We start from the raw sequence: 26042 nt of genomic DNA on the forward strand, positions 1-26042 counted from the left end.
GCCTAGCCTCCCGTGGGTGAGCGGGAGAAGGTCTGACGGCCGAGGCTGGCGGCGTCGGTCCTCACTGGGCGGTCCGGGTGCGCTGGTGGCCCTCGGCCAGGTTCGCGTCGTAGCCGGCTGCCTGGAGGGCGAACAGTTCGGCGTACCGGCCGCCGGCGGCGACGAGGTCGGCGTGCGTGCCGGCCTCGACCAGTCGGCCGTGGTGCAGGACGAAGATCCGGTCGGCGTGCCGGACGTTGGCGAGCCGGTGCGTGATGAGGATGGTGGTGAGGCGACCTCTGCGGTCCCGAATGGTCTGGAACAGGGCGTCCTCGGCGCGGGGGTCGAGCGCGGAGGACGGCTCATCCATGATCAGCAGTTCGGCGTCGCGGAGGAACCCGCGGGCCGCGGTGATGCGCTGCCACTGCCCACCGGAGAGGTCCTGGCCGCGCGCGAAGGTCCGGTCGAGCAACGTCTCGTACCCGTGCGGAAGTTCATTGATCATGTCGTGGGCGACGGCGCGGCCGGCGGCGGCCTCGATGCGATCCTGCCGGGCCTCGCTGTCGACGTCGCCGATGGCGATGTTCGTGGCCGCGGTGAACGGCCACTTGTGGTATTCCTGCGTCACCACCGCGATCCGGGCCCGCAGCCCGTCGACGTCCCAGTCCGACAACGGGCGGCCGTTCCACTCGATACTGCCCTCGGTGGGTGCGCGGAGGCTGGCGATCATCGCGGCGAGGGTCGTCTTGCCCGAGCCGTTCTCCCCCACGAACGCCACCGTCTGCCCGGCGGTGATCGTCAGCGTGACGCCGTCGACGGCGGGGGTGTCCCGATCGGGGTAGCGCAGGCTCACCTCGTTGACGGTCAACTCCCGCAGCCGGTCCGGGTCGGCCGCGGCTACCGGCCCGGTGTTGTCCGGTAGGTAGGCGTCGGCGCGGGTCATGAAGCCGGTGTAGTCGCCGAAGTGCTGCCCCTCGGTGTAGACGTGGTCGACCTGGAAGGTGGCGATGGCCAGGGATCGTTGCGCGGACTGCACCGCGATGACGCAGGTCGCCGCCGCGGCGAGCGGGATCTGCCCGTCCAGGAGCAGCAACCCGAGCAGGGCGTAGACGGTGCCGGTGGCGAGGCCACCGACGATCGCCCCGACCGTGGTGGTCGTGGTGACGCGTCGAGCGAGGGCGAGCTGGATGTCGGTCTCCACCTGCATCACCCGGTCGTACTGGTCGAGCAGGAACCGGCGCAGTCCATAGGAGCGCAACTCCGGGGCCGAGGCACGTTCGGCCATCAACTTGTGCAGCAGCCACAGTCGACGTCGGCGCACCGACCCGGTGGTGTACGTCTGGTAGCGCAGATGCCCGGCCCGCAACGACGCCCACGCGTTGGGCACCGTGGCGACCAGCAGCGCCAGCAGCAGCAGCGGATGGATGACGATCACGGCAGCCGCCACGGCGAGCAGCCCGGCGAGCCCGGCGAGCAGATTCATCGACGCCTGCACCAGCCCGATCGTCGACTCGGTGCCTCGCGAGGCGCGTTCCATGTCATCGGCGAACGCGTCGGCGTCGAACGCCTCCAGCCGGACCGCGGTCGACACCTCGAACAGGCCCCGCTCCACCTCACGGCTCACCCGGGGCGTCAACCCGTTCTGCGCGTACCCGGTGGCGATGCCCATCCCCGCACGGAGCGCGACCGTCGCCGCCAGCACGGCCAGCGCGGGCAGCGCCGCCCGCACCTTGTCCGCGGTGGGGCCGCCGGCGAACAACTCCACCAACACCCGTTGGGTGGCCAACAGGCCGAAGGCCGCCATCACCCCCGCGCCGACCGTCGCCGCGCCCACCACACCGGTACGGAGCCGGTCCGCGCGCCAACTGATGCCCAGGGCTGTCCAGACGAGCCTGGGCAGCTCCGCGAAGACGGCGAAGACGCCGGCCTCCGCGCGCGCCCGCACGCCCGTCTCCCACCACATCTCCCGCAGTTCCGGCAGCACCGACTCCGTGCGCCCAGGGTGAGACGTGCCGGGCGTGACGCGGTGGGCCTCTGCGGTGACGGTCTCGCTCATGGGCATACCTCCCGGGCGGCGCAGCCGTCGCCATCCCCGCCGGTCAGGCGGGGCGGCGGCTTTCTGGAGGATTGGACCACCCGGACGTAGCTCTCGGCAATCTCCCGAACACTCGCGGTTATGGATGCGGTAGCGCCGGGAGGCTGTCCTGACGTGTCACTCCGCGCGCAGGACGTCGAGGCGCGTTCTCAGCGCCGTGGCGATCTCGCCCGCCGCGACGATCTGCTCCGGCGTGAGGGCGTCGACGAACAGCTCGCGAATCGCGCGCAGGTGCGGAAAGGTGGCCCCCGCGAACGCCTCGGCGCCGGCCGTCGTGAGCAGCACCTCCGCCCCACGGGGAACCGTCGGGCACTCCTGGCGGCGGATGAGGCCGCGCCGCTCCATCCGCCCGAGGTGGTGGGAGAGCCGGCTCCGCTCCCACCCGATGTGCGCGGCAAGCTCGGACGACCGCATCGCCTGACCCTCCGCCTCACTGAGGGCGAGGAGCACGGCGTAGTCCCCGGTCGAGAGCGAGGAGTCGCTCTGTAGGCGGGACTCGAGCCGGGAGCCCAGCGCTGCCGTCGTCTCGATGAAGTCCCGCCAGATCCGCAGCTCGTCGGCGGTGGGGAGTTGGCGTCCGCCCCGCCGACCGGGTGTGGCCTCCGTCATCTCACTCTCCCGGGAATTGACGTGTCAATCGCCAAGTTAGCATCATTGACACGTCAACCGGTAGGTCCGCTCCCGCGAGCCACCGGCGGATTGCACGAGGAGGAGACGATGGCAGCTGCAGACTTCGAGCTGGGGCTCAACTCGTTCGGGGAGGTGGCCACCGACGGCGACCGGGTCCTGAGCGACGCCGAGACCGTACGGCTACTGGTGGACGAGGCACGGCTCGCCGAGTCGGCCGGAATCGACGTGTTCAGCGTCGGTGAGCACTACCGCGAGGGTCACAACGACTCGGCGACGCCCGTGTTGCTGGCGGCGGTCGCGACGGCGACCGAGCGAATTCGCCTCGGCACCTCGGTCACCGTGCTCAGCACCAACGACCCGGTACGGCTCTACCACGAGTTCTCCACCCTCGACGCCGTCTCCGACGGCCGCGCCCAGATTGTCCTCGGCCGCGCGTCGGCGACCGAGTCGTTTCCGCTGTTCGGTTACGACCTGGCCGACTACGAGCGGTTGTTCGAGGAGAAGCTGGACCTCTTCCTGCGGCTCCAGCAGGACGAACCGGTCACCTGGTCCGGAACGGTACGAAGCCCGCTGACCGCGCAGCGCCTGCACCCACGGATGCAGCCCGCCGGCATTCCGACCTGGATCGGTGTCGGGGGAAGCCCGAACTCGGTGATCCGCGCCGCCCGGTACGGACTACCGCTCATGCTCGCGATCATCGGCGGGCGTCCCCAGCGCTTCGCCGGCCACGTCGACCTCTACACCAGGGCGCTCGAACAATTCGGGCATACCCTGCAGCCAATCGGGCAGCACTCACTCGGCCTTGTCGCAGACACCGACGAGGAGGCGGTGGAGACGTGGTGGCGATACTGGCAGCCGGTCGTGGCGGCCCTGGCCGCCGAACGCGGCTTCTACAAACCGGACCGCGCGCGCTACGAGGCCGAAATCGACCACGGGGCGCTGTTCGTCGGTTCACCCGAGACGGTGGCGCAGAAGATCGCCAAGGTCGCTCGCGACCTGCGACTGAGCCGCTTCGACCTGAAGTACGACATCATGCACCTGCCCCGCGAGGCACGCGCGCGCACCATCCAACTGCTGGGCAGTGAGGTCGCGCCGCGGGTCCGGGAGCTGCTGGCGAAGGAGCCCAACAATGTCTGATCTGCTGTTCGGCCTGGACACGTTCGGCGACGTACCGCAGGACGACGCCGGCAAGCTCGTCTCCCACGCGGCGGCGATCCGGCAGGTCGTCGACGAGGCCGTGCTCGCCGACCAACTCGGGGTCGACGTCATCGCCCTGGGCGAGCACCACCGGCCGGAGTACTCGGTCTCCACACCGGAGACGGTGCTGGCCGGAATCGCCACCCGCACGTCGCGGATCCGGTTGGCCTCCGGCGTGACCGTGCTGAGTTCGGACGACCCGGTGCGGGTGTTCCAGCGCTTCGCCACCGTGGACGCGCTGTCGAACGGCCGAGCCGAGGTCATCCTCGGTCGCGGCTCGTTCACCGAGTCGTTCCCGCTCTTTGGTTACGACCTGCGCGACTACGACACGCTGTTCGAAGAGAAGATCGAACTGTTCGTCAAGTTGCTGGACGAGAAGCCGGTCACCTGGAGCGGCACCCTGCGGGCCCCGCTGGAGAACGCCGACGTGTTCCCGAAGACCGAATCGGGTCACCTGGACACCTGGGTCGGTGTGGGTGGCTCGCCGCAGTCGGTGGTCCGCACCGCCCAGTACGGGCTGCCACTCATGCTCGCCATCATCGGCGGCGCCCCGGAACGCTTCGCGCCGTACATCGACCTGTACCGCCGGGCGGCCGACCAGCTCGGTACCACCGCGCACCCGGTCGGCATGCACTCGCCGGGCTTCATCGCCGACACCGACGAGCAGGCCAAGGAGATCTACTGGCCGCACTACCGCGTCATGCGGGACCGGATCGGCAAACTGCGGGGTTGGCCCCCGATCCGCCGTCAGGAGTTCGACTCCGAGGTGGAGAACGGCTCCCTCTACATCGGTTCACCGGAGACGGTGGCCCGGCGGATGGCCCGTGCGATCCGCAGCCTCGGCGTCGGACGGTTCGACCTCATCTACTCGGCCGGAGCGCAACCGGCCAGCGCCCGGATGCGCGCCGTGGAGCTCTACGGCTCGAAGGTGATCCCCATGGTCCGCGAACTGCTGGCCTGATCAGCACTTCCCAAGCGAGAGGACGACATGAACGACAACGACCGGAGCCGGCCCGCGACCCTCGGCATCCTCGGGGCCGGCAAGGTGGGCACGGTGCTCGCCCGGCTCGCCGTCGCCGCCGGCTACCGGGTACGGGTGGCCGGCTCCGGCGACCCGGCGAAGATCGCCCTCACCGTCGAGGTCCTCGCACCGGGGGCCGAGGCCACCACGGCGGTCGACGCGGTGGCCGACGCCGACGTCGTCATCCTCGCCCTGCCCCTCGGCAAGTACCGCAGCGTTCCCGCCGAGGCGTTGCGCGGCAAGCTCGTGGTCGATGCCATGAACTACTGGTGGGAGATCGACGGCATCCGCGACGACCTCACCAACCCGCGTACCTCGTCGAGCGAGACCGTCCAGGCGTTCCTGTCCGGCTCACGCGTCGTGAAGGCGTTCAACCACATGGGCTATCACGACCTGGAGGACGAGGCCCGGCCGGCGGGGGCTACCGGCCGCAAGGCCATCGCGATCGCCGGCGACGACAACGCCGACCTCACCGAGGTCGCGGCCCTGGTAAACGCACTCGGCTTCGATCCGGTCGTCGCCGGCCGGCTGGCCGAGGGGGTACGGCTCGAACCGGGCAGCGAGTTGTTCGGCGCCAACGTCAGCGCCGACGAGGTACGCGCCATGCTCGACCGCTTCCCGGAGTCGGAGCGAGGGCGGACCATCACCGCTGCCCGATCGGCGTCGTAGGGGTCGCCCCGGGTCCGCCTGGGCGTTCCCACCTCGACCGCTCTCGGATCAGACTGGTTCAGGCGGGCGAAGTCTTCGACACCCGCGCGGCGTTGCGGGCTCGGGTGTGGAGTCGCCCATGGCTCGGTCCGCAGCCTGGCCTTCGAACCACTCGATGCCCCCATGGATGCCCCAGACCTCGGGGGTCCACCAGGGTTGGCGGGTCAGTCGGTGCCGAACGCGGCCCGCGGTTCGAGGAGCTGGCCCACTGCGTACTCGTCGTCGAAGTCGGTCGGGCCGAGCGCCTCGACCGCGGCGGCGCGCATCCGGGCGAGGTCCGCCGCGTCGTCCGGGTCCGGAACCTGGCCGAGCGCCGCGAACGCGGCATCCGCGACACCGATCATCCGCGCCGCACGCGAATGGTCACGCTCGGCGGACGCGAGCGCGGCGCCCGCGACGCAGACGTACGGCACGAAGTCGGCCCAGCCGTTGCGGAAGACCCGCTCGCGGTTCTCGGCGAACAGCGTCCGCGCCACGTCAAGGTTGCCCAGCCCCAGCTCGCAGAACGCGAGGTTGTGATATTCGGAGTTGACCGTCATGGGTTGGCCGAGCGCCTCGTTCAGCGCGATGCTCTCCCTATACAGGTCCCGGGCGCGGGCCAGGTCGCCGGACATTCGCGCCACGCCGGCGAGCACGTGCCTCGGTCGTTCCTCCAGGGCCCGGTCACCGGAGCGCAGCGCCACCGCGAGAGCCTCCCGGGCCCGGGCCTCTCCACCCGGCAGGTCCCCGCCGCGAATGGCGACCCGGGCGAGGCTGTACCGGGCCTCCACCTCGCCCGCCGGGTCGCCGGCCGCCCGGGCCCGCTCAATCTCGGCCTCGCTCATCCGCACCACGGCCTCGGTCTCGCCTCGGCGGAAGGCCGAACGCACGTTCTCACTGAAGGTCATCGCCCTCTCCCCCCTCACCGGCACCGCACGACAGCCCCGGTCGAACTCGTCGGTCAGCGCGCGTGGAACATGGTCCAGGTCTCCACGAGCGTGAAGCCCATCGACTCGTAGAGCGGCCGACCCATCGCGCTGGTGTGCAGGTAGGCGGCGTCCGCGCCGGCCGCGATGCCGTCCCGCAGAACCGTCTCGGTGAGCACCCGGCCCAGGCCACGACCCCGGGCGGACGGAACGACGGCGATGTTGAACACGCCGACCACCCCGGAGGTCCGCATCCCGAGGCCGGTGCCCACGGGCTGGCCGGACTCCTCGGCCAGGTAGCCGGTGATGGCATCGGCGTCAAGCACGGCACCACCCATCAGCGACCCGAAGAGACCGTCGGGAACCTCGAAGCTCCGGGTGAGGGCGTCGGTGTAGAGGTCGTTCTCGGCGGCACCGACCTGACGCACCGACGTGCGTTGCGCCGAGCCGGCACCGGAGGTGGCTCGGAACGCGAGGTCGTGCGCCGCGCAGGCCAGCAGGGGAAGTTCGGTGCGCCCGAGGAGGCCGTGCCGGGCCGCGAGGTCAGTGACCGCGTCGCCCGCCTCACCCCGAACGATGATCGACCAGTGGGCGGCCTGCCTGCCGACCTCGGTCGCCATCTCGTCGAGCGACCCGGGGTCGGGCTCGGTGGACCTGTCGTAGGCCGCGTTGAGCGTCGCGACGCCGGCCTGGGTCACCCCCGCGCGGGCGGTGCCGCGCTCGGCGTACCCACCCTTCGGGGTCACTCTGCACAGCGTCTCGAAGGCGTCGAAGTACGCCGTCGCCATCCGATCGGCGGTGATACTCATGACGGCCCCCTAGAACGGTCGTTCTGCCCGGCCGACAACCTAGCCACTGATCACGCTGACCAGCAAATCACGGGCGCGAGGGCGGCCACCTGCCGTCCGGCTTTCGAACCGATCAGGAATCGAGAAGCCCGACAGCGCCGGGCGACCTAGCCTTTCCCCAGGTGAACGGCAGCACGCCGACCTGGACGACGAGAGGGATCCCGAGAATGTCCGCGAAGACCACGACCAAGTCCGACGGTTTCAGCCCCGAGGAGCGGGCCGCGATGAAGGAGCGCGCCGACGAGCTGCGCGCCGAGGGCAAGAAGGGCGCCAAGAAGGCGGACGGGCTGCAAGCGGTCCTCGACCGGATCGCGCAGATGGAGCCGGAGGACCGCGCGCTCGCCGAGCGCGTGCACGTGACGGTGACCGCCGCCGCCCCGGGCCTGGCGCCGAAGACCTGGTACGGGATGCCCGCCTACGCGAACGAGGACGGCAAGATCGTCGTCTTCTTCCAGGACTCGGGCAAGTTCAACTACCGGTACTCGACCCTGGGCTTCCAGGACCCGGCCAACCTCGACGACGGGGACATCTGGCCGGTGGCGTACGCGTTGCAGCAGTGGAGCCCGGCCGTGGAAAAGAAGATCACCGAACTGGTGCGGGCGGCAGTTTCCTGACCTTTTTCCCCACTGCGTCCGATCGGTCGCCGCAGGGGTCCGGAGCGCGCCCGTCACGGTGTCGCATTTATCGACATGTGAGAATGTCGGGCCAGCTGGCGCAGTCGGGTGGATTCCTGTCGGAGGGCCCAACCATGATCCCGCTCGGAGCGATGAGGTGTCGCTCCAGACAGGGGGATCATGCCGTACCGATCAGCTCCCACACGGGTCCGCGCCGCGCTGCTGCGCCGCATCGCCGGTGCCACCGCCGCAGTGACACTGGTCGCCGTCGGGGCAGCCGGGCCAGCCGCCGCCGCCGCAGTCAACGGGGCCCGGCCAGCAGCCGCGGTCGGGGTGGCCGCGGCGCTCGATGACCCGACGCTGCCCACGTCGGCCATCGCCCTGGAGGCACCCGCCTCCGCGACCGCCCTCGACCCGATCACCATCACCGGCCGGCTCACCCTGGAGGACGGCACCGATCCGGGGGTGCAGCAGGTGGCGGTCAACCGTGTCGTGCCGGACGAGACCTGGACCACGCTCTTCACCAACACCGCGGTCGACGGCACCTTCACCCTCACCGACATCCCTCCGCTGAGCGGCCATCTCCGCTATGACGCCTACTGGTTTTCGACCGAGAACTACCAGGGCAGCACCGCCTCGGTGACCGTCGCGGTCGCCGGTCGCGCCGCGACGCTCACCCTCGACGGGTCGAGGATCGGCAGGGACGGCAGACAGCTGTCGCTCACCGGCACGCTGGGTCTCGACGGCAAGGCCCCAGGGCAGCCACAGACGCTGGCGGTGACCCGGACCATCTGGAACAACCGACTCGACGGTGCCGTCCAGCAGCTGCCCAACATCACCACCGACGGCCGGGGCGCCTTCACCATCCTGGACACGCCCACCCAGGGCGGCCGGCACGTCTACACCGTCAGCTGGGACGGCGACCCGGTGTACGCGGCGTCGTCGGCCAGCCACGAGATCGCTGTGTCCTCACCTGATTCGCACATCGCCGGGCAGGTGGCGGAGCCGGCGTACCTCGGGTTGGCGTTTTGGGTCACCGGCGCCGTGACCTACGACGTCGGCGTCTGCGCGGGCCCGACCGTGGTCCGCGTCAGCCGGCGGATCAACGGCGGTGCAGCGCAGCAACTGCCGAACGTCACCACCGACGCCTCCTGCGGCTTCGGCTTCGACGACACCGTCGGCAGGACCGGTCAGGTGGCCTACACCGTGACGTGGGATGGCGACTCCACCCACCGCAGGACCACCGGCACGATAACCGGCACCGTGCAGAAGCAGCCGTCCGGCATCGAGGCCACGTCGCCCGACCGCACCCTCCTCAACGGCCAGCAGGCGGTCATCGAGGGCAAGGTCACCGACGGCAACGCGGCGTCGATCGGCGCGAAGCTACGGCTGACCGTGCGGCGGATCGGCCCGGACGGCTCGTCGGTCGACCTGCCGAGGGTGACCACCGCCGAGGACGGGACGTTCTCCTACCGCGACTCGCCGCCGACCATGGACGCCAGCACCTACCCGCAGTTCCAGTACGAGTTCTCCTGGAGCGGCAACGCCACGTACCAGGCGAGCAACACGAGTGTCTTCTTCTACATCGTTCCGCCGGACTGCGACTGCTGATGCGGTCGTGACCGCCGCCCGCCCGGTCAGCCGGGCGGGCGGCGGCACATCGGACTCCCACCGACGTTGCCCACGGCTCGTATGGTTCGGGCATGTCGATCACAGACCATGCGCTGGCCATCGAGGCGGCGGAAGCCGGAGCCGCGGTCGTCCGCTCCCGGTACGGCTCAGCACTGACCCGCGTCATGAAGACCGCCGGTGACTTCGCCACCGCCGCGGACGTCGAGGCCGAGCGGGCCATCCTCGACGTCCTGGGTGCGGTACGTCCCGACGACGCCGTGCTGGCCGAGGAGAGCGGACGCACGGGGACCGGCGACAACGGACGCACCTGGCTGGTCGATCCGCTGTGCGGCACGTTGAACTTCGCCGCGCAGACCATGCTGGCCTCGGTCAACGTCGCTCTGCGGGTCGGCTCGGACGTCACCGTGGCGGCCTCGGTGGACCCGTTCGCCGCCGAGGTGTTCTGGACCGACGGCACCGCCGCATACGTCCGGGGTGCGGGGACGGACGAGCGACTCGTTCCGTCGGCCGAGTCGACGCTTGTCGACCTGAACCTCGACCCGCCGTTTCCCAACCGGGACGTCTTCCTGGCCGCCCGCATGCTCACCGACGAGGACTTCCTCGAACAGTTCCGGCCCCGGGTGGTCTCCACCAGCCTCGCCGTGGCCTGGGTCGCCGCCGGTCGCCGCACCGCCTACGTGACGGACCGCCACGACCTGCGGAACAGCGTCCACTTCGCGGCCGGGATCGCGCTCTGCCAGGCGGCCGGCTGCGTGGTCACCGGGCTGGACGGTCAGCCGCTGCACACCGGTGGGGATGGTCTCGTCGCGGCCGCCGACGAGCGGACGCACGCCGCCCTGCTGGCGCTCATTCGGAAACAGCGCTCGTGATGGACTCGGTCTTGACATGAAGCGCGGTTGAGGTTCTAACGTCCCTAGATGATCACGTTCGGGCCGTCGCGCCCGGACGTCCGTCGCCCGAGCACCACCGTCGAAGGGATTCCGATGCACCTGTCACGCCTTCTCCGCCCGCGTACCGTCGCGAGCGCGCACTGCGACCTCCCCTGCGGCGTCTACGACCCGGCGCAGGCCCGCATCGAGGCCGAGTCGGTCAAGGCGATCTCCGAGAAGTACCAGGCCAGCGACGACCCGGAGTTTCGCACCCGCGCGCTGCTCATCAAGGAACAGCGGGCCGAGCTGGTCAAGCACCACCTCTGGGTCCTGTGGACCGACTACTTCAAGCAGCCGCACTTCGAGAAGTACCCCCAGCTGCACGGCCTGTTCAACGAGGCGACCAAGCTGGCGGGTGCCGGCGGCGCGAAGGGCGCCGCGGACCCGGCGGTCGCCGAGCAGCTCCTCGGAAAGATCGAGGAGATCTCGAAGATCTTCTGGGAGACCAAGCAGAGCTGACCAGCCGGCACCGGGTGGCACCGGCCACCCGGTTCGGCGTACCGCGTTCGGGAGGAACCGCATGACGTCGCGCACCGACCTCGTCGAAGAGTTGATGAGCCGTTTCCCACACGTGCCGCGGGAGGCGGTCCTCAAGGAGGACCTGCTGCGGGGCGGGCTCGCCTTCGACGACGCGGCACTGACCGACAACGAGCACGGCGACGTCAAGCCGAAGTCGTACTTCATCTTCTCCTTCGATCACCGGACGCTGCCCGAGTTGGGGACGGCGGCGCTGCGCCGGCCACCGGAGGAGATCGTGCTCACCGGAGGTCCGTACGAGCTACGCCGGACCGTCGTGTCGGTGCGCACCAACCCCAGCTCGCCGTACCGCGTCGGCACCGACAGCGACGGTCGACTCCGGCTGTTCCTGGACGGGCGGCCGATCGCGGATGTCGGGCTGCCCCCCATGCCGGCGTATTACCGCCACACGCTGGCCAACGGCAAGTCGGTGATGGAGGTCGCCCCGACGATCCAGTGGGGCTATCTCATCTACCTCACCGCGTTCCGGGTCTGCCAGTACTTCGGCGCCAAGGAGGAGTGCCAGTACTGCGACATCAACCACAACTGGCGGCAGCACAAGCAGGCCGGCCGGCCCTACACCGGGGTCAAGCCGGTCGACGAGGTCCTCGAGGCCCTGGAGATCATCAACCGGCACGACACCGACCGCGCGTCGCAGGCGTACACGCTGACCGGTGGCAGCATCACCTCGCAGGTCAACGGGCTGGCCGAGGCAGACTTCTACGGCCAGTACGCGCAGGCGATCGAGGAGCGGTTTCCGGGACGGTGGATCGGCAAGGTCGTGGCCCAGGCGCTGCCACGAGCCGATGTGCAGCGGTTCCACGACTACGGGATCCGCATCTACCACCCCAACTACGAGGTGTGGGACAAGCGGTTGTTCGAGTTGTACTGCCCGGGCAAGGAGCGGTACGTCGGTCGGGAGGAGTGGCACCGGCGCATCCTCGACTCCGCCGAGGTGTTCGGCCCGCGCAACGTGATCCCGAACTTCGTGGCGGGCGTCGAAATGGCCGCCCCGCACGGCTTCACCAGCGTCGGCGAGGCGATCGACTCCACCACCGAAGGGCTCGACTACTTCATGTCCCGGGGGATCACGCCCCGGTTCACCACCTGGTGCCCGGAGCCCACCACGCCACTGGGCCGGACGAACCCGCAGGGTGCGCCGCTCGAATACCACGTCCGCCTGCTGGAGGCCTACCGGGCGACCATGGACGCCCACGGCCTGTCCAGCCCGCCCGGGTACGGCCCCGCCGGGCCCGGCCGGGCGGTCTTCTCGGTCAGCTCCTTCATGGACACCCTGCCGTCGACCGATTCGTGACGGACGCGCTCGGCTAGACCGCCCAGACGATCCACCGATGAGCGGCATACCTCAGAGGCATAAATATGCCCCTGAGGTATACCGCTTGAACCCGAATCCGCCCCGACGACGGTCCGGGAGGGCTTACTCGTCTAGCCGGCGTACGTCTCGAACTCACCGACCCGGGGCGTACCGCCGGAGCTGTTGATCTTGAAGTTGAGCTTGCTCGTCGCGGTCGGCGAGAAGGTGATCGAACCGGCCCCGCTGCCGGCGGCCAGGACGGCCCCGTTGTCGTTGTTGACCAGCTGCCAGGAGCCGATGGAGCCCTGGGTGCCGGACGGTTCCCGAATCACCACGCGGGACACCTGGGTCGCGGAGCCCCACTTGATCGAGATAGTGCCGGTCGACCCGGCCGGCGACCAGTAGGTGCTCAGGTTGCCGTCGCGCACGTTGCCGTAGCTGGTCCCGCTGGCCTTGCTGGAACCGTCGGCGCCAGCGCCGAGGCTGAGGTTGGTCCCGCCAGAGGGCGGCGGGGTGGTGGGCGGAGGTGTGGTGGGCGGAGGCGTGGTCGGCGGTGGGGTGGTGGGCGGCGGAGTCTGCGGCGAGCAACTGCCGTTCGACACCTTCAGGCCCGTGTTGGCGCCGACCGTCTGGCGGACGATGTCCGGCACGCAGCTCGCCCCGTCGAGGCTGTACGAGTACGGGATGCTGACCGTGGTGTTGGAGGTCGGGTTGGGGCCGGCCGGGTAGTTCTCGCTGCCGGCGCTGGACCAGGTCACGTTGTCGAAGACGTTGCCGGCGACCTGCCAGTAGCCGCGCTCGTTGGTGTAGAAGGTGCCCAGGACGTCCTTGGAGTCCCGGAAGTAGTTGTTCTCCACCTTGGCCCTGGCTCCGGCCCGGGAGTTGATCCCGGACTCGTGCAGGCTCACGTAGTGGTTGTTGTAGATGTGGGCGACCCCGCCGCGCAGCAGCGGCGTGCGGGAATCGATGTTCTCGTAGAGGTTGTGGTGGTACGTGATGAAACCGTTGGACACGTCGCTCTCACTGGACCCGACGAGGCCGCCGCGACCGGAGTTGCGCAGGATGCTGTAGGACAGCGTCACGTACTGGGTGTTGTTCTTCATGTCGAAGAGGCCGTCGTACCCCTCCGACTCGCCGCCCGAGGCCTCCAGGGTGACGTGATCGACCCAGACGTTGCGGACCGTGCTCTCCATGCCGATGGCGTCCCCACCGTTGGAGGTGGGCGAGCCCGACTTCTTGACGTTCCGCACCGTCACGTTCTGGATGACGATGTTGCTGGAGTCCCGGATGTGGATGCCGAGCTGGTCGAAGACAGCGGTGCCGACCCCGATGATGGTGACGTTGCTGATCTGCTTGAGCTCGATCACGCCCGCCGCGGTGTTGCAGCTCGACCCGGACACCTTGCTGGTGTTGCCGTGGTTGATGGTCCCGCTGACCTCGATGGTGATCGGGGTGCTGCTGCTGGGCCGACCGCAGAGCGCCGCGTGGATCGCCGTGCCCGTGCTGGCCCGCACCGTCTGCCCGCCGGCGCCGCCGGTGGTCCCGCCGTTCTGGGTGGCGTAGCCGGTGGCGCTGCCGACCGCCGCCGCGGCCTGCGGGGTCGGCAGGGCCACCCCGACCGCGATCACCACGGCCGCTGAAGCCAGCACTGCCTGACTTCGCAGCACGACTGGTCGTCTCATGTCGCCTCACCTTCGCATTCGTCTCGTTCCAGGCTTCGACTCGACGCACACCGCAACCGCACCTGCCGACGGACGTCGTTCAGGAATTGGCGACAGTCAATCGCGGCGATTTCATCGAGATGTCTCGTGCCCTGGTAGAAGCAGGGATGTGTCGTGCGAGCGGGGTGTGCCCGGTGACGCCGCTCGCCCAACCTTTAAATGAAACATCGATGCAACGCAATCGTAGGAAAGCGGTTTCCCTGAAGGCAATAGCTGGCGTTTGCAGGTTTGTTGCAGTGCTCACGAAAGAGGTCGGCCGCGCGGGTCAGGGCGGCCCGGGTCGTCGGCGGCGCAGGTTCCGGCTTGTTGCGCGCTCGGTATTGACACCGCCGGGCCTGCCATCGATGCTCTGCTAAATCAGTTTAGCGGCGCCTCGCTCCGACCCGTCCCGCTCCCGGTCCCGGCGGGATCGCTGACTGCGCGCACCACCCCCGAGAAAGGACCCGCATGAGACTGCGAAAAGGACTGATCCCGCTCGCCGCCACCCTCGTCCTGGCCGGCGCATCCGGCACGGCGTACGGCAGCGCGAGCGGCAGCAGGGGTGCCACGGACGGAATCCGCAGCATCACCCCGATCACCACCGTCTACACGTACGGCCAGAAGGTCTCGGCGGTGGCGATCGAATACGGGGCCACGGTCAACCCCCGCACCCTCGACACCGCCACGTTCTCGGTGACCGACACCATCTACAACTTCCGCTTCAACCCCATCGAGGACCTGCCAAAGCTCGCCGACCGGACCGTCACCCACACCTACACCAACGGGGCACCGGGCACCCGTGTCGACCACCGATCGGCGCCGGGCAGGTACGTCATCGTCGAGCTCGACCCCGCCGACACCGGCGGCTCGACGGTCATCGTCTCCAAGTGCCCGACCTTCCTCTGCACCGTGAAGGTCAATCCGGAGCTGCCGACCCGAGTCGTGCAGCGCAAGGACGTGCATGGCCAGCCCGGCCGCGGGGCCGGCAAGGGACCGGTGCTCGCCCGGGCCACCCCGCGCGAGTCCCGACCGGTCACCGAGAAGCCGGTCAACCAACTGGTCGACGAGTTCACCTACGGCTCGTTCCTGAATGGCGGAATGGTGCTGCCGTACCACTACCACCTGCCGAAGAACTACCAGCCGGGCCGCAAATATCCACTGATGGTCGTCCTGCCCGGTCACGGGATGGGCTGGGACGGCGACAACCTCGGCGTCCAACTCGCTGCCGACATCCCGGCGACCGCGTGGCTCCAACCGCAGTGGACCGGCACCGCCGAGGACGTCATCGTCCTGGCGCCCCAGCACCAGCGGGTCGGTGGGGTCGCCGAGGCGGACCTGCTGGTCAAGCTGCTCGACCAGTTCGTCGGCCAGTTCGCGGTGGACGCCCGTCGGGTGTACGCGACCACCGTGTCGTACGGCTCCCAGTTGCTCTGGGAGGCGTTCGCCAAGCGTCCGGACCTGTTCGCCGGCGGGTTGGTGACCGGTGGTTTCCCGGTCAACGCCACCCAGGCGACCGCCATCGCGGCGGCCGAGGTGCCGGTGTGGATCACCCACGGCGAGCACGACCACCTGCTCAACGTCACGGGCGCGCGCAACTCCACGGCCGTGCTGCGGCAGGCGTACGCCGCCCGGGGTAAGACGCCGGAGCAGACCGCCGACCTGGTGCGCTACACCGAGTACGCCGACGCCGCGTTCTCGGTGCCGGACTACCACGCGGCGTTCGGGCCGACCTACGAGGACGCCAGCATCCTGCGTTGGCTGCTCGACCAGTCCAAGCCCTGAGGCCGCGGACGGGGCGACGCCTCGCCGCTATCCGGCGGCGCGATTCCCTCGCGCCGACGGGTTACCGGCGGGCGTCGCCCGCGTCGGGTTCGGCAGCAGCGGGCGCGCCGCCGACGAGCACGGACTCCTGACCCTCCTGCCGGCCCTCCTGCCTCGCGCGGGCCAACATCCCGGCCAGCCGACGCCGCCGGTGCCGGGCCGCCGCCCGCAGCCCCAGGAGCAGGCTGGCGAGCAGACCCAGCAGTGCGAGCTGCGCCCACGGTACGACCCAGGTGGTGACGGTGGCGGAGGCCGGTCGGAGGTCGGCCCCGGCCTGGCCGTCGCCGAGCAGCGTCGGCGACGTGGTGACGGTCGTGCGGAGGCGCCCCAGGGCCCAGACGCCATCGGCCCGGGTCTGCACCTGCCGACTGCCGCCGGGAAGCAACTCCTCGACGGCGCTGCTGGCGTCGTGGCTGCTCCGGCCCAGGAGGTCGGACATCGCGACCCGACTCGTTCCGCTGACCCAGACGTTGCCGTCGTTCTCGACGGTGTAGCGGACCCGCACCGTGCCACCGGCGAAGGGGTTCCACGACGGGGAGTACGTCGTGCCGAGGCCCCGGACGGCCAGGGCCGCCCGCGCGGAGCCGTTGACCCGCAGCATGACCCGGAACCCGACGCGGCTCTCGACGTTGACCGTGCCTCCGGTGCTGGTGACGGTCGCGGCGATGCCGGCCGGGTGGTCGCCCGGGGTGGCGTCCTTGGGCACCGTGATGGTGAACGGCACGACCCGCGTCTCGTTGGGGCCGACGGTGACCTTATCCTGCACGTCGATCCAGGTGCCGCCGTCGACCGAGGGCCGGTCGGACGACAGCATGTTGAAGCGGCCCTTGTCGGTGAGGTAGCCGTCGGCGGCCTTCAGCGAGAAGGCGACAGCGGTGCGGCTGAAGTTCCGTACCGCCAGGTGCTCGGTCACCGCCTGCCCCGGGTCGAGGCTGGCGTTGATCCACCGGCGTTGGTCCGGTCCACTCGCGGCGGCCGGCTGGACCGTCCAGGTCAGGGCCTTCGGGTCCGGTTCCGCCGCCGCCGCGGTCGGCGCGGCAGCAACCGCGAGCGACGCGACGGCGAGGACGACGAGCGCCCGGCGCAGCGGGGTGACGGTCATGAGGCGGCCCTTCCGCACAGGGCTGGGCGGGGGCCCGAAGCGGGCCCCCGCCCAGGCCACTACTCGAACAGTGAGAGCGTGAGCGTGGAGCTGTACTCGCCGGCGGCGACCTCCGCGGGGGTCCGCAGGTACAGGTCGGCGTTGACCGAGTACGAGTCGCCGACGACGGCCTCGGAGTCGAAGGCCGAGACCAGCAGTTCCTGGTCGACGAGGCCGACATTGTTGCCCGGCTGGGTCGGCTCGTCCAGGCTGGTCACCACCTCCTCGCCCTCGGTGACCAGGCCGGTGTCGCCACCGTCGAGCAGGCGCGGCTTCCAGCCGAAGTGGTCGGCGGTGATCGGCGCCTGGCCGGCGGTGCCGGCGAAGTCGGTCGCGCTGCCGAGCACCGCCCAGTTGGCGCCGTCGGGCACCTCGTCGGCGACGCGGGTGTCGGTGACCGTCACCGTCGGCAGCGTGCCGACGAACTGGCGAACCAGAAGGGTCGAGCCGTCCTCGGACAACGCGACGGCGTCGCCGGCGATCGACAGGGCGAGCACGCCCGGTTCCCTGATCTCGTCGATGTCGACAGTGACCCGCACGCTGGCGTCGTCACCCGGCTCGGCCAGTGCGGGCGACGGCAGCACCGCCGCCCCGGTCAGCACGGCGCCGACCGCGCCGGCCGCGAGAAGCTGCCGCCGTTTGTATGTGCTCATGTGATCTCCGTTCTCCGCCATCAGGGGTTATCCGCCGCAGGTGCCGGCGGGGTATTGCACGGTGCGGACGGTCGTCACGTCCTGTCCGCCGATCGCCCCGGTCACCCGGGCGGTCGCCGAACCCGCCGGCACCGACGCGGCACGGGTGTTGAAGGACTGGTAGGCGTTCGCGCCCGGCGCGACGGCCGTGAACGACCGCTCGCCGTACGGCGTCTCCAGGGTGATGCCCACCGGCGCGTCATGGTCGTTGCGCGCCTGCACCGCCACGTACGCCTTGCCGCCCACGCACCGCGTGGACGCGGTGAGCGTGACGGGCAGTTCGAGGCTGGCCGCCGCGAAGGCCCAGGTGTCGATCTCGAAGAGGTCGACACCGGCCGGGCCGGTGTAGGTGAAGTAGACGTCGTGCACGCCGCTGACGCCGTCAAGTTCGGCGGTCACCTCGGCCCACTGTCCGACCGGGGTGTCCACCGCGACCGTGCCGACGACGGGACCGTTGACATCGTCCAGCCGGACCTGGACCTGCCCACCGGCGGCGAGCGCACGCACCCGCGCCGTCAGGCTCTGCGCGCCGCTGTCCCCGAAGTTCACCGAGGACAGCGCCGTCCAGTCGCCGTTGTCGATGTCGCGGACCACCAGGTTCGGCGCCGCGGCACCGAACTGGGCGGAGCTGCCGTCGACCTTCGTGGTCGCGACGCCCTTGCTCCAGCCGAAGGTCTCAGCCTCGAAGACGCGGTACGGGTCGAAGTCCCGGACCTGGTCCACGCCGGCGTACGTGCCGACGACCTGCTGGATCGTGCCGTCCGCATTGAAGGTCAGTTCCTGGATGTGCGGGCTGCGGTACCCCTGGGTGGTGTTGCCGTTGATGCGCTTGTTCAGCGTCGGGGCGTGGTACGTGAAGTAGTACTTGCCCCCGAACTCGAACACCGACTGGTGGTTGTTGCCACCGGTGCCGGCCCCGAAGAACTGCGACTGGTTCGGAAAGAGCACCCCGGCATAGGTCTCCTTCGGCCACGACATCGGGCCGTCGGAGATCATGTAGCCGATCTGGCCACCCCCGGGGTAACCGGGAAGCGGCTGCTGGTTGCCACCGAAGTCGTTCCCGCCGAAGTGCGAGGAGTACGAGAAGTAGTACTTGCCCTGGCGCTTGAAGACGTGGCCCGCCTCGAAGGCGACCGGGGCGTCGACCACCGCGGCCGTTCCCTCGGTGGAGACCATGTCGTCGCCGAGTTCGATCGACCGGATGTTCTTCGGGTTGTTGAAGCGCTCGGCCGGCGGCATGCTCGTCGAGGCGGGACCACCACCGAAGTAGAGGTACGGCTGGCCGTCGTCGTCCACGAACGGGGCCGGGTCGAACTTCCACGCGACGGTCTCGGCGCCCGGGGTACGGCCGTCGATCAGCGTGCTCGTGCGCTCGCTGGTCCACGGGCCGAGCGGCGACGCACCCGTGATCACGTTGCTGGAGCCACCACCGTTGGCGTAGTAGAGGAAGAACTTCTCCACCCCGTTCACCACCTTCTTGGTGATGCCCGGAGCCCACGAGTTGGCGGTGAACGGGGCCACCCCGTTCGGGCCGGCGACCTGAATCTCACCGTGGTCCGTCCAGTTCACGAGGTCCTCCGAGGAGATCACCGTGATCTGGTTGATGTCGCCGTAGTTGATCCCCGGCGAGACGCCCGTGCTCGGGTTCGGGGCGTAGCCCTGGGTGTCGTTGGTCATGTACATGTAGACCCGGCCGTCGTGCACGAGGCCGAAACCGTCAGCGCCGAACTTGTGCCCGATCAACGGGTTGTGCTCCCCGGGCAGCTTGCCGACGACCTCGATGGTCTTCGAGGCGGGCGCGGGCGGCGCGGCGCCGACCACCGACACGTCGTCGAGCTTGAAGTCCATCAGGTGCAGGGCCGGGTCCGTGGACGGCGTGCTCGTCCAGGGGGTCTCGAAGAACAGGCGCGCCGTCGACACGCTCTGCGTCGTCGGGATCGTGAACGTTCCGTTGAACTGCGCCCACTGACCCTTCGTCGCGGTCACGCTGACCAGGTTGGTGTAGGTGCCGCCGCCGTAGTGCATGGTGGCGAAGAACTGCTTCGTCGCTGGTCCGCTCTCGTTCTCGTACTTGATGCGGGCCGTGAGGGTGTACGCCTGGCCGGCCTGCACCTTGCCGCTGAGGTCCTGCATCGGGCCGGACCCGGTGGTCGTCCGGCTGGTGACGAGCGCCGCGTTCGCGCCGGAGTGGGCGTCAGACGTGACTGACAGCTGGGCGCCGTCGGTGGCGTTTCCGTTGTTGACGAACCAGTTGGTCAGGCCGTCCTCGAACCCGCCGTTGACGACGAGGTTCGTGTCGGCGGCCTGTACCGGCGCCGCCGGGGCGACGAACCCGGTGGCCAGCATCAGGCCTACTGTCGCGAGTGCGGCGACCCGTCCTCGGGTCGCCCGTCGCATTCGTTGTTCCACGAGACATCCTCCTTCATCTCTGACGTGCGGTCATCGGTGTACGGGGGATCGGTGGGTGTGCTTCCGTGGGTGGTCCGGATCAGGGTTCGACCGCCGCCACCGGTCCGACCGTGGCCGGGCGGCGCGGGACAGGTCGGCTGTTCCGCGCCGCCCGGCCGGTCGGCGTTGGCGCTGGTCGGTGGGCCGAGGGCTCGTGGTGGGGTTTATCCGCCGCAGGCGTTGGCGGGGTGCTGCGCGGAGTGGACGGTGGTCACGTCCCGGCCGGCGACCGCCCCGGTGGCCCGGACCGTCGCCGAGCCGGCCGGCACCGACGACGCGCGTGTGTTGAACGACTGGTAGACGTTCGCCCCCGGTGCGACGGCGGCGAACGTCCGGTCCCCGTACGCGGTCTCGACGGTGATCTCGACGGGCTCGTCCGAGTCGTTACGCGCCTGCACCGCCAGGTACGCCTTGCCACTCAGACAGCGCACCTGGGCGGTGGTCGTCACGGGCAGCGCCGCGAGCACTCCGAGTCGGGCCAACTGGTAGCTGAGCGCCCGCTCCGGTGCGTCAATCTGGTTCTGGGTGCCGAACCGGCCGGCCCGTGCCGATGTCGCCGCCGCCAGCGCGGACTGCGTCGCGGCCCAGGCGTCGGCCGGGTAGTGCCGCGGGTCGAGCGTCTGCGCGTGGGCGATGGCCGCGTCGAGGGCGGTGGTGTCCAGTGGCCGGGCCTGCGCGGTCAGCACGTCGCTGAGCAGGTAGTCGTCGAAGTCGACGTGGCCGCCGGTCTGCTGGGTCGCGTAGTTGAACAGGCCCACCCGGTGACCCATGAAGTGGGCGAGGCTGCCGTCGAGCGCCTGCGGGCCGACGCGGTTGCCGAGTCGGGTCCACTGGACCCCGTCCAGGCTGTAGTAGAACGTCGTCCACAGTTGGCCGACCGGCGAGGCGAAGTCGAGGTCCGCCTTCACATGCACCTCGGTCGCGTCGCCCAGCGACACAGTCGTGCCGGCGACGAAGTTCTCCAGCGTCGACTGGTCGAGGTCGACAGCGAACGGCTGCGACCGGTTGACGACGCCGAGGGTGTTGACGTCACCCACGCGCTTGACCGCCACGTACGAGAATCCGCGGTTGTAGGCGGCCAGGCCCGCGACGTCGCCGTTCCTCATCCCGGAGATGTCCATCCGGGTCTGCACCGACTGCCGTGGCCCGAACGTCCGCTGCGAGAGCGTGTTGCGTGCCTCCTCGAACCATGCCAGCTCGGCCCGGTTGGACAGCTTCGTGTAGACGTACTGGCCGGTGACCACCTTGCCGGCCGTCAGCCGCAGCCAGCCGTCGCGGTCGGTGAGTGACCAGTACCTGTTGTCCGGGGCGTGGTTCCACTCCCACGCCAGGTCCAGCCGTGAGCCGTTGGGGGCGATCTCCGCCGGGTCGAGCGGCGCGGGGACCGTCCACTGCTCGTCCTGGTACGCCTTGTGCGGCGCGTCGTTGGCGAAGTCGTCCGAGGCGACGATGCTCTTCTGCCGCTCGAACAGCTCCTCGGCCGGGCTGAGCGGGATCGGCTTGTCGAACAGGCCGTTGACCGGGACGACCCCGTTGGTGCCGAACGTCGGCCACCCGTCCTGCCAGGTGGCCGGGATGAGCGCCGGGATCCGGCCGATCGGGAACGTGTCCCGGAAGAACATGCCGTGCCAGTCGGTCCCGCCGCCCGCGCGGCTGATCGGCACCAGGCTGCCCTGCGCGAAGCCGTTGGAGTTGAGCACTCCGCGTGCCTCGTAGGTGTTGACCCCGCCGGCCGAGGTGTAGCGCCCGAGCAGGTCCTTCGACCGGAACATCACCACCTGGCGCCCCTGACCGGACGGCCAGGTGATGATGACGGCGTAGTACCAGCCGTCGATGTGGTAGACCTGCGCGCCCTCGAACAGACCGCCGATGAACGGCTGGCCGGCGTAGTTGTTGGCGGTGAAGATGTTCGGGTAGTCCTGCGCGATGGCGGTCAGGTCGGCGTTGAGGCGTACGGCGCTGGTGCCGCCGGAGCCGTAGAAGATGTACGGCGTGCCGTCGACGTCGAAGAAGAGCGACGGGTCGTGCAGGCCACGGCCGAGGGCGGTGCGCTGCCACGCGCCGTTCTCGATGTCGTCGGTGCGGTAGAGGTACGCCCCGCTGAGGTTGTTGGTGTTGAAGACGGCGTAGAACGTGCCGTCGTGGTAGCGCAGCGACGACGCCCACTGGCCCTGGCCGTACGAGTTCTGGCCGTTGCGCAGTGAGAAGGAGTCGCCGATGCTCGCCCGGTCGAAGACGTAGTTGACGATCTCCCAGTTGACGAGGTCGTACGACTTCATGATCGGCGCACCTGGGCTCAGGTGCATGGTCGTGCTGATCATGTAGTAGAGGTCGCGGCCCTCGTCGTTCTCGGCGGCTGGCACCCGCTCGACGCTGATGTCCGGCACGTCGGCGTTGAGCAGCGGCACCGAGTAGGTGCCCGCGCCGGTGTCGGTCGAGGTGTACGACGATCGGGGCGACCATCCGTCGGCGTCGTGTGCGGCGGCCGGAGTGGCCACCAGGCCCGCGCCGCCGACAACAGCCGCCGATGCGAGCGTGCACAGTGAGCGAAGGCGATCCGGGCGCACTGTGGACGCCAGTCGGCTCAATGTGTTGGTGGCGTGGCGAGCGGCGGCGTTCAGGCTGTTCACAGCGGATACGCGGGCGATGTTCAGGACACGCGAGCGGACCGACACGACCAAGGCGAGCTCCAAACGCGAGAGCGGCGTGAAGGCCATCGTGTTATCGCTAACAACAGCTGTCAAGACTATCGATGAAACGTGCCCGAAGTATCCCCGTAACACCCTCACCGACCACAGTGGACGGTCCACTCCCAGGTCGAACCCCGGTGATCATGAAGTTGTTGCTCCGACACGCCGTCATTGACGGCGATAACTTCATGATCACCGGGGTCGCGTTCGGCCCGGGCACCTCAGTCGTTGAGGCAGGCGCGGACGGCGGCGGCGAGCAGATTGGCGCGCTCGTCGCCCATCCCGCGCATCTGGTTGACCACGTAGCCGAATCCCACCTGATGCTCGGCGTCGGCGAAGGCCAGGTTCCCGCCCGCGCCGTCGTGGCCGAAGCTGCGCTCACCCAGCAGGGGCCGGGCCGGTGGGGAGTGCAGCAGGAAGCCGGTCCCCCAGCGCTGCCCGGTGTCCGGCGGGCCGTGCCGCTGCTGACCTTGCGAGCGAATCACGACCGCGTCGTCCACCGACGCCGCCGTGAGCAGCGGTCCACCCTCAACGTCGGAGACGCAGGCGGCGTAGAGGCGCGCGAGGCCCTCGGCGGTGCTCACCGCGCCCGCGCCGGGAACACCCGCGGCCCGGATCGCGTCGTCGTTGAAGCTGACCAGGCCGTCGGCGTCGGCGGGGAAGGCGAAAGCGCCCCCCATGGTGATGCCCCGTTCGGCGACCGGGTCCTCGAACGGGTCGGGGTCCGGTGGCGGCGCCAGGTCCCAGGCGACGGTGTCGCTCTCGGCGGCCGGGAGCCCCAGCCAGGTGCGCAGGCCGAGCGGGCCCGCGACGGTGTCGGCGAAGAACGCGCCGGGTAGTTGGCCGGTGATGCGGTGGATCACCTCTCCGACCAGCCAGCCGTAGGTCATCGAGTGGTAGCCGTGCGCCGTACCCGGTTTCCACAGCGGGGCCTGCGCCTCGATCGCTTTGATGACCGGATCCCACGCCAGGACCTCGTCGAGGGTCAGGGGTCGGTCCACAGCGGGCAGACCTGCCTGGTGCGTGAGCAGCCAGCGCACCGGGATGTGCGCCTTGCCGTGCTGTCCGAACTCCGGCCAGTAGCGCGTCACGGGAGCGTCGAGGTCGAGCCGGCCCTGTTGGGCCAGCAGGTAGGCGCAGATCGCCAGGATCCCCTTGGTGCAGGAGAAGACGACGGCCGGCGTGTGCGCGTCCCAGGGCCGTCCGGTACGGGGGTCGGCGACCCCGCCGTACAGGTCGACGACCTTGTGGCCCCGCACGTAGACGGTGACCGCGGCGCCGACCTCTCCCCGGGAGGTGAAGTTGTCGCGGAAGACGTCGGCGACGCGCCGGTAGTGGTCGTCGACGTCGCCGTGGATCTGCGGCTGTGTGGCCATTCCCTACCCCTTCAGTGACCCCTGGATCAGGGCCTTGATGAACTGTCGCTGGAAGATCAGGAACACGATGAGGGTCGGGGTGAGGATCAGCAGCGACCCGGCACACAGCAGCACCAGATCGGTGCCCCACTGGCCCTGGAACGCGCCGAGCGCCCCGGCCATGGTGCGTTTGGTGGCGTCGTCGACCAGGACGATGGCGAGCAGGAACTGGTTCCACGTCCAGAGGAACAGCAGGATCGTCAGCGAGGCGATCGCCGGTCGGGCGAGCGGCACCTGGACCCGCCAGAACAACTGCCACGTGCTGCTGCCGTCCACCCGGGCCGCCTCGGACAACTCGACCGGCACGTTGCTGAAGTGCGCCCGCATCCAGAACACCGCGAACGGCATGTACAGCCCGATCAGCGGCAGGATGATGGCCCAGCGCGTGTTGAGCAGGCCGAGATCCTGCATCTGGTAGTAGAGCGGCGTGACCACGGCCTCGAACGGCAGGGTCAGCCCCAGCAGGAAGAGGCCGAAGACGAGTCGGCCGCCGGGCACCCGCAGCTGACCGAGCCCGAAGCCGGCCATGGTCGCGATGAGCACCGACACCGGTACGACACCGGCCACGATGAGCAGGCTGGAGCGGAGCAGGGCACCCATGTTCGCGGCGGTGAAGGCGTCGGCGAAGTTTCCCCACTGCGGGTCGGACGGCCACTCGAGCCCGCTGGGCACGGTGCCACGGGGCTGCAACGCGGCCGAGAGCATGCTCACGAACGGCAGGAGGGTGACCACGATCAGGGCGATCAGGAAGACGCGCCCGGTCAGCTGTTCGCGTCGGCTCAGGTTCACGGCTTCTCCCCTCGGCTCAGGCGCTGGATCGGCAGCACACACGCCAGCACCAGCAGCATGAGTACGACGGCGAGCGCCGAGGCGAGCCCCACCTGCCGCTGCGAGAAGGCCAGCCGGTAGATCTCCAGACCCGGCACGGTGGTCTGGAGGCCGGGGCCGCCGCTGGTGGAGATGTAGACGATGTCGAAGCTCGCCAGCGCCGCGATGATCGTGACGGTGAGGCAGACGCCGATCTCCTGGCGCAGGCTGGGCAGGGTCACGGCGAGGAACTCGCGGACCGGGCCGGCACCGTCCAGGCGGGCGGCCTCGTACAGCGCCGGGTCGATCTTGCTCATGCCGGTGACCAGCAGGATCGTGCAGAGGCCCAGCAGGACCCAGGCTCCGATGACGCCAACGGCAGGCAGCGCCGTGTCGAAGTCGCCGAGCCAGGCGCGGGCGACGCCAACCAGCCCGACCGCACGCAGCGCCTGGTTGACCAGACCGTTCGACGACAGCAGCCAACTCCACGCGATGCCCGCCGCCACCAGGGGGATGACCTGCGGCAGGAACAGGATGGTCCGGACGACGGTGCCGAACGCCCCGGTGGTGATCCGGCGAACCATGCTCGCCACCAACAGTCCGAGCGCGACCGGGATGAAGCTGAAGAAGATGATCAGGACGATCGCGTTGCCGATGATTTTCAGCAGGTCGCTGTCGGTGAAGACGGTGAGGTAGTTGTCCAGGCCCACCCAGCGGGCCACCCCGATCCCGTTCCAGTCGTAGAGCGAGTACTGGAGCGTCAGGACGAGCGGGCGCAGGACGAACACCGCGTACATCACCAGGGCGGGCAGGACGTACAACCAGCCGGTCCCGGCCGCGGGGGGGGGGGGGCGGGCCGGGCGGGGCCGGGGGGGGGCGGGGGGGCCGCCGCTCGGCGGGGCCCATGGTCCTGATGAATCTGGGGCTCACACAGGAGGG

The 26042-nt window shown here is 69.8% G+C and carries 21 protein-coding genes; 9 read left to right on the top strand and 12 right to left on the bottom strand.

Going from position 1 to position 26042, the window contains the following annotated elements; genetic code table 11:
• Positions 1-61 precede the first annotated feature (61 nt).
• Together ACIBD9_RS29205 and ACIBD9_RS29210 are read right to left on the bottom strand one after the other, a co-directional pair.
• Positions 62-1942, bottom strand: coding sequence for an ABC transporter ATP-binding protein (locus ACIBD9_RS29205; protein ID WP_396722521.1), 1881 nt, complete (start codon positions 1940-1942; stop codon positions 62-64).
• Positions 1943-2191: 249 nt separating this feature from the next.
• Entirely contained in the window at positions 2192-2683 is a 492-nt protein-coding gene (locus ACIBD9_RS29210; protein ID WP_396722461.1) for a MarR family winged helix-turn-helix transcriptional regulator, read from the bottom strand.
• A gap of 108 nt (positions 2684-2791) precedes the next feature.
• On the opposite strand from ACIBD9_RS29210, the gene ACIBD9_RS29215 reads away from it, so the two are divergent.
• Genes ACIBD9_RS29215 through ACIBD9_RS29225 form a run of 3 tightly spaced genes read left to right on the top strand, consistent with a single transcriptional unit; the run spans position 2792 to position 5591 of the window.
• Positions 2792-3841 carry an LLM class flavin-dependent oxidoreductase gene (locus ACIBD9_RS29215; protein WP_396722463.1) on the top strand — a complete coding sequence of 350 codons (1050 nt, stop codon included), beginning with the start codon at positions 2792-2794 and terminating at the stop codon, positions 3839-3841.
• Positions 3834-4862 carry an LLM class flavin-dependent oxidoreductase gene (locus tag ACIBD9_RS29220; RefSeq protein ID WP_387176883.1) on the top strand — a complete coding sequence of 343 codons (1029 nt, stop codon included), beginning with the start codon at positions 3834-3836 and terminating at the stop codon, positions 4860-4862. Before ACIBD9_RS29215 ends, ACIBD9_RS29220 begins: the two co-directional genes overlap by 8 nt.
• 27 nt (positions 4863-4889) lie before the next feature.
• A complete protein-coding gene (locus ACIBD9_RS29225; RefSeq protein ID WP_396722465.1) occupies positions 4890-5591 on the top strand; it encodes an NADPH-dependent F420 reductase in 702 nt (233 codons plus the stop codon).
• Between the two features lie 203 nt (positions 5592-5794).
• Here ACIBD9_RS29225 and ACIBD9_RS29230 read toward each other — a convergent pair whose 3' ends face one another.
• Positions 5795-6517, bottom strand: coding sequence for a tetratricopeptide repeat protein (locus ACIBD9_RS29230; RefSeq protein ID WP_396722467.1), 723 nt, complete (start codon positions 6515-6517; stop codon positions 5795-5797).
• A gap of 53 nt (positions 6518-6570) precedes the next feature.
• Positions 6571-7344, bottom strand: a complete 774-nt coding sequence (locus ACIBD9_RS29235; RefSeq protein WP_396722468.1) for a GNAT family N-acetyltransferase — start codon at positions 7342-7344, stop codon at positions 6571-6573.
• A 206-nt stretch (positions 7345-7550) separates the two neighbouring features.
• Between ACIBD9_RS29235 and ACIBD9_RS29240 the strand changes: the two genes are divergently transcribed.
• From ACIBD9_RS29240 to ACIBD9_RS29260, 5 genes are all read left to right on the top strand, one after another.
• Entirely contained in the window at positions 7551-7997 is a 447-nt protein-coding gene (locus ACIBD9_RS29240; protein WP_396722470.1) for an iron chaperone, read from the top strand.
• A gap of 180 nt (positions 7998-8177) precedes the next feature.
• Positions 8178-9608 carry a hypothetical protein gene (locus tag ACIBD9_RS29245; protein ID WP_396722472.1) on the top strand — a complete coding sequence of 477 codons (1431 nt, stop codon included), beginning with the start codon at positions 8178-8180 and terminating at the stop codon, positions 9606-9608.
• Between the two features lie 92 nt (positions 9609-9700).
• Positions 9701-10498, top strand: coding sequence for an inositol monophosphatase family protein (locus tag ACIBD9_RS29250; RefSeq protein WP_396722474.1), 798 nt, complete (start codon positions 9701-9703; stop codon positions 10496-10498).
• 114 nt (positions 10499-10612) lie between these two features.
• A complete protein-coding gene (gene sodN / locus ACIBD9_RS29255) occupies positions 10613-11017 on the top strand; it encodes a superoxide dismutase, Ni (RefSeq protein WP_387176934.1) in 405 nt (134 codons plus the stop codon).
• Positions 11018-11078: 61 nt separating this feature from the next.
• Complete coding sequence (locus ACIBD9_RS29260; RefSeq protein ID WP_396722476.1) at positions 11079-12389, top strand: radical SAM protein; 1311 nt, start codon at positions 11079-11081, stop codon at positions 12387-12389.
• Positions 12390-12520: 131 nt separating this feature from the next.
• Here ACIBD9_RS29260 and ACIBD9_RS29265 read toward each other — a convergent pair whose 3' ends face one another.
• Positions 12521-14071 (bottom strand): polysaccharide lyase family 1 protein, encoded by a 1551-nt coding sequence (locus ACIBD9_RS29265; RefSeq protein ID WP_396722477.1) that lies wholly within the window; start codon positions 14069-14071, stop codon positions 12521-12523.
• A gap of 486 nt (positions 14072-14557) precedes the next feature.
• Between ACIBD9_RS29265 and ACIBD9_RS29270 the strand changes: the two genes are divergently transcribed.
• Positions 14558-15871, top strand: a complete 1314-nt coding sequence (locus ACIBD9_RS29270) for a hypothetical protein (RefSeq protein WP_396722479.1) — start codon at positions 14558-14560, stop codon at positions 15869-15871.
• A 61-nt stretch (positions 15872-15932) separates the two neighbouring features.
• On the opposite strand, the gene ACIBD9_RS29275 is transcribed toward ACIBD9_RS29270, so the two are convergent.
• From ACIBD9_RS29275 to ACIBD9_RS29305, 7 genes are all read right to left on the bottom strand, one after another.
• A complete protein-coding gene (locus ACIBD9_RS29275) occupies positions 15933-17012 on the bottom strand; it encodes a hypothetical protein (RefSeq protein ID WP_396722481.1) in 1080 nt (359 codons plus the stop codon).
• 59 nt (positions 17013-17071) lie between these two features.
• Positions 17072-17704, bottom strand: coding sequence for a hypothetical protein (locus ACIBD9_RS29280; protein ID WP_396722483.1), 633 nt, complete (start codon positions 17702-17704; stop codon positions 17072-17074).
• A gap of 27 nt (positions 17705-17731) precedes the next feature.
• Positions 17732-20152, bottom strand: coding sequence for a family 43 glycosylhydrolase (locus ACIBD9_RS29285; RefSeq protein WP_396722485.1), 2421 nt, complete (start codon positions 20150-20152; stop codon positions 17732-17734).
• A gap of 203 nt (positions 20153-20355) precedes the next feature.
• Positions 20356-22821: a glycoside hydrolase 43 family protein gene (locus ACIBD9_RS29290; RefSeq protein ID WP_396722487.1), complete on the bottom strand. Its 2466-nt coding sequence runs from the start codon at positions 22819-22821 to the stop codon at positions 20356-20358.
• Between the two features lie 281 nt (positions 22822-23102).
• A complete protein-coding gene (locus ACIBD9_RS29295; protein WP_396722489.1) occupies positions 23103-24257 on the bottom strand; it encodes a serine hydrolase domain-containing protein in 1155 nt (384 codons plus the stop codon).
• Between the two features lie 3 nt (positions 24258-24260).
• Positions 24261-25085, bottom strand: coding sequence for a carbohydrate ABC transporter permease (locus tag ACIBD9_RS29300; protein ID WP_396722491.1), 825 nt, complete (start codon positions 25083-25085; stop codon positions 24261-24263).
• A complete protein-coding gene (locus ACIBD9_RS29305) occupies positions 25082-25924 on the bottom strand; it encodes a carbohydrate ABC transporter permease (protein WP_396722492.1) in 843 nt (280 codons plus the stop codon). Before ACIBD9_RS29305 ends, ACIBD9_RS29300 begins: the two co-directional genes overlap by 4 nt.
• Between the last annotated feature and the right edge of the window lie 118 nt (positions 25925-26042).

This window comes from Micromonospora sp. NPDC050784 (genome assembly GCF_044456765.1).
Classification (GTDB): Bacteria; Actinomycetota; Actinomycetes; order Mycobacteriales; family Micromonosporaceae; genus Micromonospora; species Micromonospora foliorum.